The organism is Bacillus sp. FSL M7-1345, from assembly GCF_038006985.1.
GTDB classification, from domain to species: Bacteria; Bacillota; Bacilli; order Bacillales; family Bacillaceae_G; genus Bacillus_A; species Bacillus_A cereus_U.
Genome location: NZ_JBBOWG010000001.1, coordinates 69,136 through 87,500, shown reverse-complemented (window position 1 = coordinate 87,500; position 18,365 = coordinate 69,136). Strand labels below are relative to the sequence as shown.

Sequence of the window (18,365 nt, the reverse complement as noted above, 5' to 3'; positions counted from 1 at the left end):
AGTCGAACCCCTAACCTCTTGATCCGTAGTCAAACGCTCTATCCAATTGAGCTACGGGCGCATATGGTGCCGAGGGCGGGGGTCGAACCCGCACGGTGGTCACCCACCGCAGGATTTTAAGTCCTGTGCGTCTGCCTGTTCCGCCACCCCGGCATGTCATACTGAAAATTGGAGCGGAAGACGGGATTCGAACCCGCGACCCCAACCTTGGCAAGGTTGTATTCTACCACTGAACTACTTCCGCAAGACATGTTTGAGTTATTTTATTAAAAGTGCGGGTGAAGGGAGTCGAACCCCCACGCCAAAGGCGCTAGATCCTAAGTCTAGTGCGTCTGCCAATTCCGCCACACCCGCATATTTCATTAAAATGGTGAGCCATGAAGGATTCGAACCTTCGACCCTCTGATTAAAAGTCAGATGCTCTACCAACTGAGCTAATGGCTCTTGCAATAAAAACTGGTGCCGACTAGAGGACTTGAACCCCCAACCTACTGATTACAAGTCAGTTGCTCTACCAATTGAGCTAAGTCGGCTAAATGGTGGAGGATGACGGGATCGAACCGCCGACCCCCTGCTTGTAAGGCAGGTGCTCTCCCAGCTGAGCTAATCCTCCGAATTGCCTGGCAACGTCCTACTCTCACAGGGACAAGGTCCCAACTACCATCGGCGCTAGAGAGCTTAACTTCCGTGTTCGGTATGGGAACGGGTGTGACCTCTCTGCCATCATTACCAGACTGTATTCATTTAAGACAAGAATTATTATAACTCATTTACTTTTTAAAGTCAACAAGTTTTTTATATTCTTTCAAAACTAGATAACATCGCTTCATATTATATGGTTAAGTCCTCGATCTATTAGTATTCGTCAGCTCCACATGTCACCATGCTTCCACCTCGAACCTATCAACCTGATCATCTTTCAGGGATCTTACTAGCTTACGCTATGGGAAATCTCATCTTGAGGGGGGCTTCATGCTTAGATGCTTTCAGCACTTATCCCTTCCGCACATAGCTACCCAGCTATGCCCTTGGCAGAACAACTGGTACACCAGCGGTGCGTCCATCCCGGTCCTCTCGTACTAAGGACAGCTCCTCTCAAATTTCCTGCGCCCACGACGGATAGGGACCGAACTGTCTCACGACGTTCTGAACCCAGCTCGCGTACCGCTTTAATGGGCGAACAGCCCAACCCTTGGGACCGACTACAGCCCCAGGATGCGATGAGCCGACATCGAGGTGCCAAACCTCCCCGTCGATGTGGACTCTTGGGGGAGATAAGCCTGTTATCCCCGGGGTAGCTTTTATCCGTTGAGCGATGGCCCTTCCATGCGGAACCACCGGATCACTAAGCCCGACTTTCGTCCCTGCTCGACTTGTAGGTCTCGCAGTCAAGCTCCCTTATGCCTTTGCACTCTACGAATGATTTCCAACCATTCTGAGGGAACCTTTGGGCGCCTCCGTTACACTTTAGGAGGCGACCGCCCCAGTCAAACTGCCCACCTGACACTGTCTCCCGGGTCGATAAGACCCGTAGGTTAGAATTTCAATACAGTCAGGGCGGTATCCCACCAGCGCCTCCACCGAAGCTAGCGCTCCGGTTTCAATGGCTCCCGCCTATCCTGTACAAACTGTACCAAAATTCAATATCAGGCTACAGTAAAGCTCCACGGGGTCTTTCCGTCCTGTCGCGGGTAACCTGCATCTTCACAGGTACTATAATTTCACCGAGTCTCTGGTTGAGACAGTGCCCAAATCGTTACACCTTTCGTGCGGGTCGGAACTTACCCGACAAGGAATTTCGCTACCTTAGGACCGTTATAGTTACGGCCGCCGTTTACTGGGGCTTCAGTTCAGAGCTTCGCTTACGCTAACCCCTCTCCTTAACCTTCCAGCACCGGGCAGGTGTCAGCCCCTATACTTCGCCTTACGGCTTCGCAGAGACCTGTGTTTTTGCTAAACAGTCGCTTGGGCCTATTCACTGCGGCTTTCCGTTAAGAAAGCACCCCTTCTCCCGAAGTTACGGGGTCATTTTGCCGAGTTCCTTAACCAGAGTTCTCTCGCACACCTTAGGATTCTCTCCTCGCCTACCTGTGTCGGTTTGCGGTACAGGCACCTTTTATCTCGCTAGAAGCTTTTCTTGGCAGCGGGGAATCAAAGACTTCGCTCCATAAGGAGCTTCCCCATCACAGCTCAGCCTTCACGATAAGCGGATTTGCCTACTTATCAGCCTAACTGCTTGGACGTGCACAACCAATCGCACGCTTCTTCTATCCTTCTGCGTCCCTCCATTGCTCAAACGATAAAGAGGTGGTACAGGAATATCAACCTGTTGTCCATCGCCTACGCCTGTCGGCCTCGGCTTAGGTCCTGACTAACCCTGAGCGGACGAGCCTTCCTCAGGAAACCTTAGGCATTCGGTGGACGGGATTCTCACCCGTCTTTCGCTACTCATACCGGCATTCTCACTTCTAAGCGCTCCACCAGTCCTTCCGGTCTGACTTCACTGCACTTAGAACGCTCCCCTACCACTGATACCATTGGTATCAATTCGCAGCTTCGGTGGTGTATTTAGCCCCGGTACATTTTCGGCGCAGAGTCACTCGACTAGTGAGCTATTACGCACTCTTTAAATGGTGGCTGCTTCTGAGCCAACATCCTAGTTGTCTAAGCAACTCCACATCCTTTTCCACTTAATACACACTTTGGGACCTTAGCTGGCGATCTGGGCTGTTTCCCTCTTGACTACGGATCTTATCACTCGCAGTCTGACTCCTAAGGATAAGTCATTGGCATTCGGAGTTTGACTGAATTCGGTAATCCGATGAGGACCCCTAGTTCAATCAGTGCTCTACCTCCAAGACTCTTACACTTAAGGCTAGCCCTAAAGCTATTTCGGGGAGAACCAGCTATCTCCAGGTTCGATTGGAATTTCTCCGCTACCCACACCTCATCCCCGCACTTTTCAACGTGCGTGGGTTCGGGCCTCCATTCAGTGTTACCTGAACTTCACCCTGGACATGGGTAGATCACCTGGTTTCGGGTCTACGACCACGTACTAAACGCCCTATTCAGACTCGCTTTCGCTGCGGCTCCGCCTCTTCAGCTTAACCTTGCACGGGATCGTAACTCGCCGGTTCATTCTACAAAAGGCACGCCATCACCCATTAACGGGCTCTGACTATTTGTAGGCACACGGTTTCAGGATCTCTTTCACTCCCCTTCCGGGGTGCTTTTCACCTTTCCCTCACGGTACTGGTTCACTATCGATCACTAGGGAGTATTTAGCCTTGGGAGATGGTCCTCCCAGATTCCGACGGAATTTCACGTGTTCCGCCGTACTCAGGATACATTCAAGAGAGAACGAAGTTTCGACTACGGGGTTGTTACCCTCTGTGACGGACCTTTCCAGGTCGCTTCGTCTACCTCGTTCCTTTGTAACTCCGTATAGAATGTCCTACAACCCCAAGAGGCAAGCCTCTTGGTTTGGGCTAGATTCCGTTTCGCTCGCCGCTACTCAGGAAATCGCATTTGCTTTCTCTTCCTCCAGGTACTTAGATGTTTCAGTTCCCTGGGTCTGTCTTCCATACCCTATGTATTCAGGTAAGGATACCATACCATTACGTATAGTGGGTTTCCCCATTCGGAAATCTTCGGATCAAAGCTTACTTACAGCTCCCCGAAGCATATCGGCGTTAGTCCCGTCCTTCATCGACTCCTAGTGTCAAGGCATCCACCGTGCGCCCTTTCTAACTTAACCAAACTAAAATTAAAAAAATATGAGCTACACTGTTATCTAGTTTTCAAAGAACATACATTTAAACTTGAGAGATAGTTCTCTCAAAACTGAACGAAACAAAACAAGTCAACGTTTATTGATGAACTGCGTTCATCAATTCTCCATAGAAAGGAGGTGATCCAGCCGCACCTTCCGATACGGCTACCTTGTTACGACTTCACCCCAATCATCTGTCCCACCTTAGGCGGCTGGCTCCATAAAGGTTACCCCACCGACTTCGGGTGTTACAAACTCTCGTGGTGTGACGGGCGGTGTGTACAAGGCCCGGGAACGTATTCACCGCGGCATGCTGATCCGCGATTACTAGCGATTCCAGCTTCATGTAGGCGAGTTGCAGCCTACAATCCGAACTGAGAACGGTTTTATGAGATTAGCTCCACCTCGCGGTCTTGCAGCTCTTTGTACCGTCCATTGTAGCACGTGTGTAGCCCAGGTCATAAGGGGCATGATGATTTGACGTCATCCCCACCTTCCTCCGGTTTGTCACCGGCAGTCACCTTAGAGTGCCCAACTTAATGATGGCAACTAAGATCAAGGGTTGCGCTCGTTGCGGGACTTAACCCAACATCTCACGACACGAGCTGACGACAACCATGCACCACCTGTCACTCTGCTCCCGAAGGAGAAGCTCTATCTCTAGAGTTTTCAGAGGATGTCAAGACCTGGTAAGGTTCTTCGCGTTGCTTCGAATTAAACCACATGCTCCACCGCTTGTGCGGGCCCCCGTCAATTCCTTTGAGTTTCAGCCTTGCGGCCGTACTCCCCAGGCGGAGTGCTTAATGCGTTAACTTCAGCACTAAAGGGCGGAAACCCTCTAACACTTAGCACTCATCGTTTACGGCGTGGACTACCAGGGTATCTAATCCTGTTTGCTCCCCACGCTTTCGCGCCTCAGTGTCAGTTACAGACCAGAAAGTCGCCTTCGCCACTGGTGTTCCTCCATATCTCTACGCATTTCACCGCTACACATGGAATTCCACTTTCCTCTTCTGCACTCAAGTCTCCCAGTTTCCAATGACCCTCCACGGTTGAGCCGTGGGCTTTCACATCAGACTTAAGAAACCACCTGCGCGCGCTTTACGCCCAATAATTCCGGATAACGCTTGCCACCTACGTATTACCGCGGCTGCTGGCACGTAGTTAGCCGTGGCTTTCTGGTTAGGTACCGTCAAGGTGCCAGCTTATTCAACTAGCACTTGTTCTTCCCTAACAACAGAGTTTTACGACCCGAAAGCCTTCATCACTCACGCGGCGTTGCTCCGTCAGACTTTCGTCCATTGCGGAAGATTCCCTACTGCTGCCTCCCGTAGGAGTCTGGGCCGTGTCTCAGTCCCAGTGTGGCCGATCACCCTCTCAGGTCGGCTACGCATCGTTGCCTTGGTGAGCCGTTACCTCACCAACTAGCTAATGCGACGCGGGTCCATCCATAAGTGACAGCCGAAGCCGCCTTTCAATTTCGAACTATGCAGTTCAAAATATTATCCGGTATTAGCCCCGGTTTCCCGGAGTTATCCCAGTCTTATGGGTAGGTTACCCACGTGTTACTCACCCGTCCGCCGCTAACTTCATAAGAGCAAGCTCTTAATCCATTCGCTCGACTTGCATGTATTAGGCACGCCGCCAGCGTTCATCCTGAGCCAGGATCAAACTCTCCAATAAAGTTAGTTTGTCTAGCATCTAAAAATAAAAATTGACGTTCACGTTGTTTGTTTCGTTCAGTTTTCAAAGAACTACTTAGTCGCTCATTTGCGACTTCCTTATGTTAACATCTTCATTTTTCGATGTCAACTAAGTTTTTCAATTTCTTTTTTGTCGTTTTCTGCGTTTCCGCATCAGCGACGGTTATTAATATATCATGTGGAAAAATGAAATGCAATAGTTTTTCTAATAAAATTTTCAACTTAGTAAAAAAGCATAAAAACAGCACCTTTCTTCTATATAAGTATAGTTTTTTAATCTGGCATCCATTCAACGAGCAATAATCTCACTTTCTTTTTAATAGAAGGTTTCTCTCCCCTCAAATAAAGAAATAAAAAAAGCTTTGGAGAAATCTCCAAAGCTTAGTCTTGTTTATGGCGCATAGCTGGGAATAATAGTACGTCACGAATAGATGGTGCGTTTGTTAATAACATAACAAGACGATCAATACCGATTCCTAATCCGCCCGTAGGAGGCATACCATACTCAAGAGCTTCGATATAGTCATCATCCATCATATGAGCTTCATCATTACCTTGCTCACGCTCTTTTAATTGAGCTTCAAAACGTTCCTTTTGATCGATTGGATCATTTAACTCAGTGAATGCATTCGCATGTTCACGAGCAACAATGAATAATTCGAAACGATCTGTGAATCGTGGATCTTCATCATTCTTTTTCGCAAGTGGTGAAATCTCTACCGGATGACCGTAAATAAATGTCGGTTGAATTAATTTATCTTCTACTTTTTGTTCGAAGAATTCATTAATAATATGACCAATTTCCATTGTATCCTTAATTTCTACATTATGTTCTTTTGCAAGTTCACGCGCTTCTTCTACACTCATTGGATTCCAGAAATCGGCTCCAGAGTGTTGCTTAATTGCATCTACCATATGAAGACGTGTCCATTCTGGTTCTAGATTAATTTCATAATCACCATATTGGATTGTTGTTGTACCCAATACTTTTTTCGCGATATGAGCAACCATATTTTCTGTTAGTTTCATAATATCATTATAATCAGCGTACGCTTCATATAATTCAATCATCGTAAACTCAGGGTTATGACGAGTTGATACACCCTCATTACGGAATACACGGCCGATTTCATAAACTTTTTCTAATCCGCCCACAATAAGACGTTTTAAATGAAGTTCAATTGCGATACGCATATACAATTCCATATCTAACGCATTATGGTGCGTAGTGAAAGGACGAGCAGATGCTCCACCTGCAATCGCGTGCATCATAGGCGTTTCTACTTCAAGATAACCGTTGTCATCTAAATATCTTCTCATTTCACGAATGATTTTACTACGGGTAACGAACGTTTCACGACTTTCCATACTTGTAATTAAGTCTAAGTAACGTTGACGGTAGCGTTGTTCAACATCTTTTAATCCATGATATTTATCCGGTAATGGACGAAGAGATTTCGTTAAAAGTGTAAATCCTGTTGCTTTTACTGAAAGTTCTCCAACGTTTGTTTTGAACACTTTACCTTCAATACCTACTAAGTCACCTAAATCTGCTGTCGTAAATAACTCGTACTCTTCATCTCCAACAGTATCTTTACGAACATAAATTTGAACTTGCCCCTGTAAATCTTGAACGTGCGCAAATCCCGCTTTTCCTTTACCGCGTTTTGTCATAATACGACCAGCGATAGAAACAGTGATTTCTTTCTCTTCTAATTCTTCTTTAGAGAATTCTCCATATAGACTTACTAAGTCCGTTGTTGAATTTGTGCGTTCAAATCGTTTACCGAACGGATCGATTCCTTGCTCACGTAAATTATGTAGCTTTTCACGACGAACAAGCAATTGGTCGTTTAATTCTTCGTGGTTCATGTTATCCATGATATTGATATCACTCCAGCTCTATTAAATTTTACAATATATACAGTATAGCATTTTCTACTCAACTAGAAAAACTGCCAGCAACCAACTGGCAGTTCTTCTTTCTTTCACGTAATTATAGGAAGTGTATAGAAGAATGTCAATCTCCTATGTCCCCTTATTAACCAACATAAATTGTTTGTTGTTTCGCTTCTACTTCTTCTACAAATGCACCTAATAAATTCGCAAGGTCCTCACGTGTGTTACAAGTATTGATACCATTGCGCACACTCGCATTACCACGAACACCTTTTAAATACCAAGCTGCATGCTTTCTCATCTCTCTTACAGCGACATTTTCGTTCTTTAAATCGATAAGACGATCTAGATGCAACATACATACATCAATTTTTTCACGCACTGTTGGTTCCGGCATTAATTCACCTGTCTCTAAATACTTTACCGTACGATAAATCATCCACGGGTCTCCAAGAGCAGCGCGACCAATCATAACTCCATCTACACCAACTTCATCAAGCATACGCTTTGCATCTTGCGGTGTTTCCACATCACCATTTCCGATAACCGGGATATTCACAGATTGCTTTACTTGTTTAATAATATCCCAATCCGCTTTCCCTTCATACATTTGCACTCGTGTACGTCCATGAACTGCTACAGCTTGCCCACCAGCACGCTCAACAGCTCTAGCGTTTTCAACTGCAAAAATATGATCTTCATCCCAACCAATACGCATTTTAACTGTAACTGGTTTTTCAACTGCATCTACAACTGCCGCTACCATCTCATATATTTTATTTGGGTCTAAAAGCCACTTTGCTCCCGCATCACACTTAGTGATTTTCGGTACTGGGCAACCCATATTAATATCAATAATATCTGCTGTCGTATATTTATCTACGTATTTCGCAGCATCTACAAGAGTTTCTTTCTCTCCACCAAAAATTTGTAAACTTAATGGCTTTTCTCTCTCATCGATATATAACATATCTAATGTTCTTTTGTTATTAAGTAATATTGCCTTATCACTTACCATTTCAGCACAAACTAAACCTGCACCAAATTCTTTTACTGTCAAACGGAATGCAGAGTTACACACTCCCGCCATCGGTGCTAGTACAACTGGATTTTTCATCTCAATATTTGCAATCTTTAACACCCGACTTACTCCTTCCTTTACGGTCACTTTGGCATCAATTCGTCTATTGAAATGTTTAATGTTTTAGCGACTTCTACTACAAAATCTTGGGAAGGTGATCTATTGCCCCTCTCAACTTCACCTAAAACCGATACAGATACCCCTAATTCTTTCGCAAAACCTTCTTGCGTATAGCCTTTTAGCTTTCGAAAAGCACGAATGCGTCTTCCCCATTTTTCTGCTTCCATACCGTTACTCCCTCTCGCCTTTTCATTTCTTCTACTTGTGAACGTGAAATGTTTTGTTTTATATCTTGATTAATCTCTAACAACGGAACGATAACAAAAGCTCTTTCGAACATCCGCGGATGCGGAACAATAAGATTCTCTGCTTCAATATTTTCTTGATTATATAGTAAAATGTCAAGGTCGATGGTCCTCGGGCCCCATCTAATTTCCCTTTTTCTTCCTAGGTCATTCTCTACCTTTTGCGTTACTTTCAATAATTCTTGCGGTGATAAATTGGTAGAAATTTTTATAACTAAATTTAAAAAGCAATTTTGGTCAGTATAGCCAACCGGATCAGTTTCATATACAGACGAAACATCATCGACTTGGATATGCTGGTTTTTATTTAAAAACTGAATTGCTTCAGTTAAATAAATATAACGCTCCCCAATATTCGAACCTAATGCAATGTACGCTATATTATTCATGGACGTTCTCTCGTAATTTCTACCGCTACAGCACGATAATGCCCCGGTATCGGCGGATCTGGTTTAATTACCTTAATTGTACATTGTGAAATACCCTCATATTGTTTCAATATATCTGTAGCGATATTTTCAGCGATACTTTCTACAAGCTTATACGTTCTATCTTCAACAACTTTTCTACATAGTTCGAAAAGCTCCCCGTAATTGACAGAATGCTCTAAGTCGTCACTTTCTCCTGCACGTTTTAAATCCAACTCCACCGTTAAATCCACTTTAAATCTCTGACCCAATTTATTTTCTTCCGGGAATACACCATGATAACCGTAAAACTCCATATCATGGATATAAATTTTATCCAATTACTTTGCCCCCTTACCAATCATTGCATCCATCATCTTAGCCATACGCGCCATTTCTTTCACATCATGAACACGGATAAACTCACAGCCCTTTTCAATACCAAGACAAACGGTAGCGCCCGTTCCTTCAAGACGTTCCTCCACTGGTAAATCTAATACATGGCCAATAAAGGACTTTCTTGAAGTACCTAATAGTACTGGGTAACCCAGTACATTTAACTGCTCTAAATTACGCATCGCTTCTAAATTTTGCTCAGGTGTTTTCGCAAAGCCAATACCTGGGTCTAAAATAATATTCTCATCTCGCACGCCCGCATCTTTAGCAATTTTAATACTCTCATACAAATCAGCAATCATATCAGCCATTAAGTTGCGGTAGTTCATATTATCTCGGTTATGCATTAAGATAATAGGCACATCATAATAAGCTGCAACTTCAGCAATCTTCGGTTCAGCCTTCGCTCCCCAAATATCATTAATAATATGAGCACCAGCTTCAATCGCTTGTTTCGCAACTTCAGCTTTATACGTATCAATAGAAATAGGTAGCTTTGCTTCTTTTGACACTGCCCGAATCATTGGAACAACTCGCTTTATTTCTTCTTCTACTGAAACTTTAGCGAAACCCGGTCGAGTAGATTCGCCGCCAATATCAATAATATGAGCACCTTCATTTTTCATTTCTTTCGCATGTCGCACTGCAGCATCTACTTCGTTGTAACTCCCACCATCAGAAAATGAATCTGGCGTTACATTTAAAATCCCCATAATTAATGTCTTTTCATTTAAGTTCAATGTATATTCGCCGCAGCGCAAATCATAATCCCACTTCAAACTACACATCTCCTCTTCGCAATTCATTTCTGCTCCACAATTTCTCTCTCTGTACTCCATAAAGATCCATAAGTCTTTTTGTAACCACTCCCACTTTACCCGGGAAATCTTTCTCCTCTATACGATAAAGGGGGACAATCTCTTGAATAGAGTTCGTTACGAACACTTCATCCGCTGAAAGCAATTCATCTTTTGTAAAGAAACCTTCCTTTACTTCTATATCTAGCTCTTCAGCAGTCTTTATAATAAACGCACGAGTGATTCCGTTTAAAATCCCTGTTTCTAATGAAGGAGTATATAAAATATCCCCTTTAACAAAAAAGAGATTCGAAACAATACCCTCTGCAACATAACCTGTTTCGGTAAGAAAAATACCTTCCTTATTCACAACATTTCCAATTTCGCGTTTCCCTAAAATATTATTTAAATAATGATGGGACTTCAAGCGAAATGCACCCTCTGGTGTATTTCTCACTTGCTTTAACATAACTCCTTCTTTTTCCACTACATTCCCTGGAGCTGCTAAAGGTTTTATAAAAACAATAACAGACGGTTCTTCATATACTTCCGTTTGTAATCCTATTTCATCTATACCCGCCGATACATTTAAGCGCACATATGCATGCTTTAACCCATTCTTAACGAGTAGATTCTTTAAAATAAGCATCACTTCATCTTTTGTCATTGTCCATTTGATTTGCAATATATCGAGCGCACCCATTAAGCGTTCATAATGATCATCCAATAAAAAGGGATGACCATTATAAATACGAAACGTCTCAAAAACCCCAAGCCCATATAGGTAACCGTGGTCATACGGAGAAATTTTCGCTTCACTCGCTTCTACATACGTACCATTTACGTAAATTAACACGCTGTCACACTTGGGCTATATTTGCGAATGAAATTCTGTAGCAACTCTTTCCCGTGAGAAGTCATAATAGATTCCGGATGGAATTGTACCCCTTCAATCGGCAACGTTTTATGACGAAGCGCCATAATTTCACCTTCTTCAGTCCAAGATGTTATCTCTAAACAATTCGGTAACGTCTCTTTTTTTACGATAAGAGAGTGATAACGTGTCGCGGTAAATGGATTTGGAATATCAGAAAAAATCGTCTGCCCATCATGATGCATTAAAGATGTTTTTCCATGCATCAAACGCTCTGCCCTGACAACATCCCCTCCAAATACTTGTGCAATGGATTGATGTCCAAGACAGACCCCAAAAATCGGAAGCTTACCTGCAAAATATTTAATAACATCCATACTGATTCCCGCCTCATTAGGACTACATGGACCTGGCGAAATCATTAAAAAATCCGGTTTCATATTCTCAATATCCGAAATAGTCACTTCATCATTACGCTTAACAACAAGCTCTTGTCCAAGTTCTCCAAGAAACTGCACTAAATTAAATGTAAAAGAATCATAATTATCAATCATTAATATCATTTCTCTCACCTAACCGTTTCTTCGCTACTTTCTTTTGCACGCCATAAAGCGATTGCTTTTTTTAACGACTCTTTATATTCATTTTTTGGATTTGAATCAATCACAATACCCGCTCCAGCTTGCACATGCGCTTGTCCATCTTTAGCAAGTAGTGTTCGGATTACAATATTCAATTCCGTATCTCCAGAATAACCAATCCAACCAATTGAACCCGTATAAATTCCTCGGCGAACAGGTTCTAATTCTTCAATAATTTCCATCGTACGTATTTTCGGGGCACCGGTAATTGTCCCACCAGGAAATACAGCCTTCACCAAATCGAAAGCATCTTTATCTGCTTCCACCTCACCACGCACATTAGAAACAATATGCATAACGTGTGAGTATTTTTCAATTACCATAAATTCATCTACTTCAACAGTGCCATATTTACAAACACGGCCCAAGTCATTTCGTTCTAAATCCACAAGCATTACATGCTCTGCTCTTTCCTTTTCGTTTTCAATTAATTCTTTCGCTAATTCCTCATCCTCTTGCCCACTTGCTCCTCGAGAGCGCGTACCGGCAATTGGTCTTGTACTCACTTCTTTTCCTTGCTTTTTAATTAGTAATTCAGGCGAAGCACTAACAATTTGAAAATCTCCAAACTCCAAGTAACCCATATATGGAGATGGATTAATTTCACGAAGACTTGTATATATTTCTAGTGGATGTGTTTGTAATGTTCTTTCTTGTCTTGTCGACAAGTTTACTTGAAACACATCACCCGCTCCAATATATTCTTGAATACGTTCAACGGCCTTCATAAAGCCCTCTTCCGTAAAAGCGACTGCTTCATTTTTCTTTTCAGGACATTCAAACGGCATAGTCACTTTGGGTGCTTCTTTCATCCAAAGACCCTTCCATTCATTTAATCGCTCTTCTGCCTCTTCACACTCATCTACATAATGCGTAATAATCCATAATACTCTCTCCTGTTGATCATACACAAACACGTCATCAAATAACAAAAAGAATATGTCAGGTATATTAATATCATCCTTCGCAAGAGAAGAAAGTTTTTCAATATAACGGATACAATCATAACTAAAGTATCCAATTGCCCCACCTTGAAAAGGTGGGTACTCCGGATTATAATCCGTTTTCCATTTCTCCATATACGCTTGCATTAAATCTAATGGATTCCCTCGTTCTATTGTTTCCTTACCACTTTCACTTATATGTAACGTCTCATTCTTACCCTGAATTACCGCTACTGGATCCAGCCCAACAATGTTATAACGACCACCACGTCCACTTTCTAACAAAATATGTTGCGGCTTATCCTGAGAAAGAAATTTATATTGCTTAAAGAAATCTAACTGATATGGAATAGAAAGCGCTAAAGATTTTCTTCGTTGCATATCAACACCCCGTCTTCTGTTATCCACCCTCTTAAGCCAATCAACTCAAACTACATAAAATTATTTATATAGAGAATGATTATACTTGAGGGCTAGTGAAAATAAATTAATTATACTACTTCTTATTTTACATGAAGTTTTCTAGTCATTCACTCTTTTCCTTTTTCCAATCAAAAAAGAAAAAGCATCCTTTTTTAAGGATGCTTTTCAAATCACATTCAATTATGACTCAAATTGATAAAGTGGTGTACTTAAATAACGTTCACCGTTACTTGGGATAATAACAAGTACCTTTTTCCCTTTACCTAATTTCTTCGCAACTTCTGTCGCTGCATAAACGACTGCTCCCGAAGAGATACCAACTAAAATACCTTCTTCTCTAGCCACTCTTCTCGCATATTCGAACGCTTGCTCCGTTTTCACTTGAATAATTTCATCATATACCTCTACATCCAATGTCTCCGGAACAAACCCCGCTCCAATTCCTTGGATCTTATGTGGTCCTGGCTTTCCACCAGATAATACTGGTGAATCCGCAGGTTCTACCGCGTAAATTTTGATATCTTTATAAGCTTCTTTCAGCACTTCACCGGCACCTGTAATTGTTCCACCTGTACCAATACCTGCGATAAACGCATCTAATTGATCCCCCATCTGTTCAACAATTTCTGGACCTGTTGTTATACGATGGATTTCTGGATTCGCTTGGTTTTGGAACTGTTGTGGTATAAAGTACCCATGTTCTTCTGCTAATTCAGTTGCCTTTCGAATTGCTCCGCCCATTCCTTCAGGTCCTGGAGTCAATACTAATTCAGCACCGTAAGCGCGTAATAAATTACGACGCTCAATACTCATTGTTTCTGGCATTACTAAAATTGCCTTATATCCTTTAGCAGCTGCTACCATCGCTAAGCCAATACCTGTGTTACCACTTGTCGGCTCAATGATTGTATCGCCCTCTTTTAATAATCCTTTATTTTCAGCATCTTCAATCATAGCTAACGCGATACGATCTTTAACACTGCTCCCCGGATTCATAAATTCTAATTTTAAGTATACATCTGCGCTGTCTGATTCTACGATGCGGTTCAACTTAACGATCGGCGTTTTCCCGATTAATTCTGAAACTGATTGTGCCACTCGCATTCCTGTCACTCCTAACACCGAGTATTTTTATTGGTTTTATCTATATTTAGATTTTGTCAGAAAATTCCCTGTTTGTCAATCTATTTGGGCGGCTGATTCTCCACCTAAACTTCTTTATTACAGGCTCTCAATTAGACTTGTAATATCTTCTTTAGCGAATTTATGTCGTTCATTACAGAAGTGACAGTGAACTTCCGTCTCTTCTTCTTCTGCACGAATTTGTTCTAACTCCGCTTTACCTAAACTAATTAGCACACTTTCAATACGCTCACGTGAACATGTACAATTAAATTGAACATCCATTGTTTCTAGCACTTTCACTTTATCTTCTCCAAGCACTTCATACAGTAATTCTTCTGGAGAAAGACCTTGTTCGATTAATTGTGATACCGGCGGGATTTGTTGCAGACGCTCTTCAATAAATGAAATTGTTTCTTCCTGCGCACCTGGCATAATTTGAAGAATAAATCCACCCGCCGCTAATACGCTATCATCTCCATTTACAAGAACACCAACACCTACAGAAGAAGGTGTCTGCTCAGAAACCGCGAAATAATATGTGAAATCTTCCCCTAGTTCTCCTGAAACAATTGGAGATTGACCGATAAATGGTTCACGCATACCGATATCTTTAATTACCGTTACAAATCCTTCTGTACCTACCGCTTGATATACACGTAATTTTCCTTGTTCCGTTCCTTCAAAATCAACATGCGGATTCGTTACATAACCACGTACATCCCCATTTGCATGAGCATCGACTAAGATAGGACCAATCGGGCCGTTACCCTCTACTTTAATCGTTAACTTCTGCTCGCCTTTTAACATAGCGCCCATCATTGTACCCGCAGTTAAAGAACGACCAAGTGCCGCTGAAGCTGTTCTCCATGTATCATGACGTTTTTGCGCCTCACTTACTGTATTTGTTGTACGTACACTATAAGCACGAACCTCTCCATTAAACGCTAACGCTTTTACTAAATAATCTTTCATACTTATTTATTCACCCTTCTCATGTTGTAAATTTGCATTACGTTCATATAACATATACAAACCTTTTAACGTTAAAAACGGATCTACAATATCAATTACATTTGATTCTTCTGAAATTAATTTTGCTAATCCACCTGTTGCAATAACTTTCGGTTCTTGCTTAGCTTCTTCCTTCATGCGCTTAACAATACCTTCCACTTGTCCAACGTATCCATAAAGAATACCTGATTGCATTGCACTTACTGTATTCTTCCCGATAACACTACCTGGTTTTGTAATTTCAATACGAGGAAGCTTTGCTGCCCTGCTATATAAAGCCTCTGCCGAAATCATAATTCCTGGCGTAATGACGCCACCCATATAATGCTTCTCTTCGTTAATATAACAATATGTAGTAGCCGTACCAAAATCAACAATAATAAGCGGACTTCCATACAAGTGGATTCCTGCTACTGCATTTACAATTCGGTCCGCGCCTACTTCACGTGGATTTTCATATTTAATATTCAAGCCAGTTTTTATCCCAGGCCCCACTACAAGCGGTTTAATTTTAAAATACTTTTCACACATACGCTCTAAAGCGAACATAATTGGCGGTACGACTGAAGACACAATAATACCTTTCACATCTTCAAAAGAAAGACCTTCATGCTCAAGTAACTGCTTTACAAGCATCCCATACTCATCTTCTGTTTTATGACGATCTGTTTCCATGCGCCAATGCTGACGAAGTTTCCCCTCTTCAAACACACCTAGTACCGCATTTGTGTTCCCTACATCCAATACAAAAATCATATTCTCACCACTTATCTTATTTAATCTACATTTGCGCAGTATGTATAAAACTTATAAAAACATCATATCACACATACTTATATAATCAGTTTTTCTATACTCATCATTGTACAAAAAGATTACTCTCTATTTCAATTTTTAATAATAGTTTCATTTAATTTTTTTGCTACTTACATTCATTCCACAAAAAAAAGGAGTGACTATTGTCACTCCTTCGTTTCTTACTTATCTTCTGTATCTTCATCGTCTTTCTTCATATTGATGTTTACTTTCACATCATCTGAAGGTGTTGGACGCTCAGGTAATCTGCCATAATCATATAAATGATTAATTTGCTCTGCATCTAATGTTTCTACTTCAAGTAACGTTTTCGCGATAATATCAAGCTTATCTCGTTTTTCAGTAAGAATTTGTTTCGCACGAGCATAACAGTCTTTAATAATTATTTGCATTTCCACATCAATTTCATGCGCGATTGCATCACTGTAGTTTTGTTCTGAATGGAAGTCTCTTCCTAAGAATACCTGACCACCTTGTGAGCTACCAAATTGCATCGGTCCAAGCTTATCACTCATCCCGAATTCTGTAACCATACGTCTTGCAATACCAGTCGCACGTTGGAAGTCGTTGTGAGCACCTGTACTTGCTTCACCAAATACAATCTCCTCAGCTACTCGACCACCAAGTAAACCAGTGATTTTATCAAGTAACTCTGGTTTTGTCATGAAGTAACGATCTTCCTTCGGAAGCATTACCGCATACCCACCAGCTTGACCACGAGGGACAATTGTTACTTTATGAACGATATCTGCTTCATCAAGGACAACACCAATTACAGTATGACCAGCCTCATGGAATGCAACAATATTACGTTCTTTTTCAGAGATAACACGACTTTTCTTAGCTGGACCTGCAATAACACGATCCGTCGCTTCATCGATGTCACTCATATCAATTTTCTTCTTATCTTGACGCGCAGCTACTAAAGCAGCTTCGTTTAATAAGTTTTCAAGATCGGCACCAGAGAATCCTGGTGTACGAGTTGCAATTGCTCTTAAGTTGACATTCTCATCAAGCGGTTTATTACGAGCGTGTACTTTAAGTACAGCTTCACGACCATTTACATCTGGACGATCTACTGTAATTTGACGGTCAAAACGACCTGGACGTAATAACGCTGGATCAAGAATATCAGGACGGTTTGTCGCAGCGATGATAATAATACCTTCGTTTGCACCGAATCCATCCATTTCAACAAGCAATTGGTTCAACGTTTGTTCACGCTCATCATGACCACCGCCAAGACCCGCGCCACGTTGACGTCCTACTGCATCAATTTCATCAATGAAAATGATACAAGGAGCATTTTTCTTTGCATTTTCAAATAAATCACGTACACGGGATGCACCGACACCGACGAACATCTCTACGAAGTCAGAACCACTAATAGAGAAGAACGGAACGCCTGCTTCACCTGCAACAGCACGTGCTAGTAAAGTTTTACCTGTACCTGGAGGTCCCACTAATAGAACACCCTTCGGAATACGGGCACCAACTTCAGCGAACTTACGAGGGTCTTTCAAGAATTCAACTACCTCAACAAGTTCTTGTTTCTCTTCATCCGCTCCAGCAACATCTCTGAAACGAATTTTTTTCTTTTCATCATTGTATAGCTTCGCCTTACTTTTCCCGAAGTTCATAACACGGCTACCGCCGCCCTGAGCTTGATTTAATAAGAAGAAGAATAAAATGAAGATAATGACAAACGGAATGATAGAAGTGAAGAACGTTACCCAAGCACTTGTTTCTTCTGCTGGTTGATACTTAACTTCAGCCCCTTGCGCTTTATCATTAATTTTCTTTTGTAATTCCTCAGTATTTGGTGCATAAGTAACAAATTGTTCTCCTTGGCTAGAAGTTTTGAATTGTCCCTTTACCTCAAACACACCATTTTTCGGTTGAAGCTGCACATTACGCACTTCACCTTTTTCAAGTTGAGTAATGAATTTATCGTAGCTAACTGATGTCGTTTTTTGCGTCGAACCATTAAAATAGCTCACGATTCCAATTACTACTAAGAATATCAGTAAATAAAAGATGGTATTACGGAAGATACGATTCATTCCTAACCTCCTCTCACGGCATAAACACTATAGTAAATCGTAACATAG

General features: G+C 41.9%; 13 protein-coding genes, 7 tRNA genes and 3 rRNA genes (1 of these 23 running past the window's edge). All 23 read right to left on the bottom strand.

Annotation, left to right across the window (positions count from 1 at the left end; translation table 11 throughout):
- Positions 1–61: transfer RNA gene (locus MHB76_RS00480), tRNA-Arg, on the bottom strand (it extends 13 nt beyond the left edge of the window).
- A 3-nt stretch (positions 62–64) separates the two neighbouring features.
- A tRNA-Leu gene (locus tag MHB76_RS00475) sits at positions 65–153 on the bottom strand.
- A gap of 16 nt (positions 154–169) precedes the next feature.
- Positions 170–244: transfer RNA gene (locus MHB76_RS00470), tRNA-Gly, on the bottom strand.
- A gap of 29 nt (positions 245–273) precedes the next feature.
- A tRNA-Leu gene (locus MHB76_RS00465) sits at positions 274–354 on the bottom strand.
- Positions 355–368: 14 nt separating this feature from the next.
- Positions 369–444 (bottom strand) — tRNA-Lys (locus MHB76_RS00460).
- Between the two features lie 13 nt (positions 445–457).
- Positions 458–533: transfer RNA gene (locus tag MHB76_RS00455), tRNA-Thr, on the bottom strand.
- 4 nt (positions 534–537) lie between these two features.
- Positions 538–613 (bottom strand) — tRNA-Val (locus tag MHB76_RS00450).
- 5 nt (positions 614–618) lie between these two features.
- Positions 619–734 (bottom strand): 5S ribosomal RNA (gene rrf, locus MHB76_RS00445).
- Positions 735–835: 101 nt separating this feature from the next.
- Positions 836–3,757 (bottom strand): 23S ribosomal RNA (locus MHB76_RS00440).
- A 146-nt stretch (positions 3,758–3,903) separates the two neighbouring features.
- Positions 3,904–5,455: ribosomal RNA gene (locus MHB76_RS00435) — 16S ribosomal RNA — on the bottom strand.
- Together the 16S, 23S and 5S rRNA genes with 7 tRNA genes alongside form the textbook arrangement of a ribosomal RNA operon.
- A 401-nt stretch (positions 5,456–5,856) precedes the next feature.
- On the bottom strand, positions 5,857–7,356 hold the full coding sequence (gene lysS, locus MHB76_RS00430; RefSeq protein WP_078173478.1) for a lysine--tRNA ligase: 1,500 nt from the start codon (positions 7,354–7,356) through the stop codon (positions 5,857–5,859).
- A 160-nt stretch (positions 7,357–7,516) separates the two neighbouring features.
- On the bottom strand, positions 7,517–8,515 hold the full coding sequence (gene dusB / locus MHB76_RS00425; protein WP_078173479.1) for a tRNA dihydrouridine synthase DusB: 999 nt from the start codon (positions 8,513–8,515) through the stop codon (positions 7,517–7,519).
- Positions 8,516–8,538: 23 nt separating this feature from the next.
- Positions 8,539–8,742, bottom strand: coding sequence for a helix-turn-helix domain-containing protein (locus MHB76_RS00420; protein WP_340985449.1), 204 nt, complete (start codon positions 8,740–8,742; stop codon positions 8,539–8,541).
- On the bottom strand, positions 8,694–9,209 hold the full coding sequence (folK, locus tag MHB76_RS00415; protein ID WP_002144510.1) for a 2-amino-4-hydroxy-6-hydroxymethyldihydropteridine diphosphokinase: 516 nt from the start codon (positions 9,207–9,209) through the stop codon (positions 8,694–8,696). Before folK ends, MHB76_RS00420 begins: the two co-directional genes overlap by 49 nt.
- Positions 9,206–9,568, bottom strand: coding sequence for a dihydroneopterin aldolase (gene folB / locus MHB76_RS00410; RefSeq protein WP_002159624.1), 363 nt, complete (start codon positions 9,566–9,568; stop codon positions 9,206–9,208). Before folB ends, folK begins: the two co-directional genes overlap by 4 nt.
- A complete protein-coding gene (gene folP, locus MHB76_RS00405; RefSeq protein ID WP_078173480.1) occupies positions 9,569–10,429 on the bottom strand; it encodes a dihydropteroate synthase in 861 nt (286 codons plus the stop codon).
- Positions 10,404–11,276, bottom strand: a complete 873-nt coding sequence (gene pabC, locus MHB76_RS00400) for an aminodeoxychorismate lyase (protein ID WP_078173481.1) — start codon at positions 11,274–11,276, stop codon at positions 10,404–10,406. Before pabC ends, folP begins: the two co-directional genes overlap by 26 nt.
- The gene (gene pabA / locus MHB76_RS00395) at positions 11,270–11,857 is read right to left on the bottom strand and encodes an aminodeoxychorismate/anthranilate synthase component II (protein WP_078173482.1); all 588 of its coding nucleotides are present in this window, start codon (positions 11,855–11,857) and stop codon (positions 11,270–11,272) included. Before pabA ends, pabC begins: the two co-directional genes overlap by 7 nt.
- Before the next feature lie 5 nt (positions 11,858–11,862).
- The gene (pabB, locus tag MHB76_RS00390) at positions 11,863–13,260 is read right to left on the bottom strand and encodes an aminodeoxychorismate synthase, component I (RefSeq protein WP_078173483.1); all 1,398 of its coding nucleotides are present in this window, start codon (positions 13,258–13,260) and stop codon (positions 11,863–11,865) included.
- Between the two features lie 222 nt (positions 13,261–13,482).
- Positions 13,483–14,406 carry a cysteine synthase A gene (gene cysK / locus MHB76_RS00385; RefSeq protein ID WP_002107314.1) on the bottom strand — a complete coding sequence of 308 codons (924 nt, stop codon included), beginning with the start codon at positions 14,404–14,406 and terminating at the stop codon, positions 13,483–13,485.
- Positions 14,407–14,523: 117 nt separating this feature from the next.
- Complete coding sequence (hslO, locus tag MHB76_RS00380; RefSeq protein ID WP_002113270.1) at positions 14,524–15,399, bottom strand: redox-regulated molecular chaperone HslO; 876 nt, start codon at positions 15,397–15,399, stop codon at positions 14,524–14,526.
- Between the two features lie 6 nt (positions 15,400–15,405).
- Entirely contained in the window at positions 15,406–16,194 is a 789-nt protein-coding gene (locus tag MHB76_RS00375; protein WP_002107309.1) for a type III pantothenate kinase, read from the bottom strand.
- Between the two features lie 221 nt (positions 16,195–16,415).
- The gene (gene ftsH / locus MHB76_RS00370) at positions 16,416–18,317 is read right to left on the bottom strand and encodes an ATP-dependent zinc metalloprotease FtsH (RefSeq protein WP_016106821.1); all 1,902 of its coding nucleotides are present in this window, start codon (positions 18,315–18,317) and stop codon (positions 16,416–16,418) included.
- Positions 18,318–18,365 lie beyond the last annotated feature (48 nt).

Coding starts and splice junctions, on each gene's coding strand:
- lysS (WP_078173478.1), bottom strand. CDS start 7,356: ATGGATAACATGAACCACGAAGAATTAAACGACCAATTGCTTGTTCGT.
- MHB76_RS00420 (WP_340985449.1), bottom strand. CDS start 8,742: ATGGAAGCAGAAAAATGGGGAAGACGCATTCGTGCTTTTCGAAAGCTA.
- folK (WP_002144510.1), bottom strand. CDS start 9,209: ATGAATAATATAGCGTACATTGCATTAGGTTCGAATATTGGGGAGCGT.
- folP (WP_078173480.1), bottom strand. CDS start 10,429: ATGAATTGCGAAGAGGAGATGTGTAGTTTGAAGTGGGATTATGATTTG.
- pabA (WP_078173482.1), bottom strand. CDS start 11,857: ATGATATTAATGATTGATAATTATGATTCTTTTACATTTAATTTAGTG.
- pabB (WP_078173483.1), bottom strand. CDS start 13,260: ATGCAACGAAGAAAATCTTTAGCGCTTTCTATTCCATATCAGTTAGAT.
- cysK (WP_002107314.1), bottom strand. CDS start 14,406: ATGCGAGTGGCACAATCAGTTTCAGAATTAATCGGGAAAACGCCGATC.
- hslO (WP_002113270.1), bottom strand. CDS start 15,399: ATGAAAGATTATTTAGTAAAAGCGTTAGCGTTTAATGGAGAGGTTCGT.
- MHB76_RS00375 (WP_002107309.1), bottom strand. CDS start 16,194: ATGATTTTTGTATTGGATGTAGGGAACACAAATGCGGTACTAGGTGTG.
- ftsH (WP_016106821.1), bottom strand. CDS start 18,317: ATGAATCGTATCTTCCGTAATACCATCTTTTATTTACTGATATTCTTA.